1 protein-coding gene is annotated in these 559 nt (G+C 70.7%); it reads right to left on the bottom strand.

What is annotated here, in order from left to right:
- On the bottom strand, positions 1-559 hold a 559-nt coding region (locus AAFX79_13795), incomplete at both ends, for a FecR domain-containing protein (GenBank protein ID MEO1009629.1).

Below are 559 nucleotides of genomic sequence, written 5' to 3'. Positions count from 1 at the left end.
AGCCGTAGTTCAACAGCACGCCTTGGTCGGCCTCGAGTTCGGCGCGGTAGGCCTGCCACTTCGCGACGCGGTTGGTGGACTCTCGGCTGGCGAGCTCCGCGAGCCGCTGCCGTCCGAGGAACTCGACCGGTCGCGCCCCCACGAGGCGCGTGCTCCCCGAGAGGTCCGTACGCAGCGCCTGCCCGATGCGGAGCGTCCTGACGAGGCCCGCGCCCGCGGCGGGGAGGGTTCCCGCCCTCGGTTCGAGCCGCACCTGGCCGTCGAGCACGTGGACTTCGTCGCCGGACGACCCGACCACGACCGCGAACTCGGTGCCCAGGTCGGTGAGTCGGGCCGTCGGTGTGTCCACGACGTAGCCTTCCTCGCCGGGGGGGACGCGCACCGCCAGCCCTCCGTACTCCAGGACGCCCTTCACAGTGCTGGTCAGCGTAAACTCGGCGGGGCCTTCGATCACCACGACGATGCCGTTCAGCAGTCGCAGCTCCATGAAGCCGCGTTCCAGGCGGACGGTCTGCCCTGCCAGGAGCTTCGACTCGGTGTCGACCGACCACGTCTCGTC

Source organism: Planctomycetota bacterium (assembly GCA_039819165.1).
In the GTDB taxonomy this organism is placed as follows: Bacteria; Planctomycetota; Phycisphaerae; order Phycisphaerales; family UBA1924; genus JAHCJI01.
The sequence above is the reverse complement of the archived record's forward strand: the minus strand, read 5'-3'. Positions and strand labels throughout refer to the sequence as shown.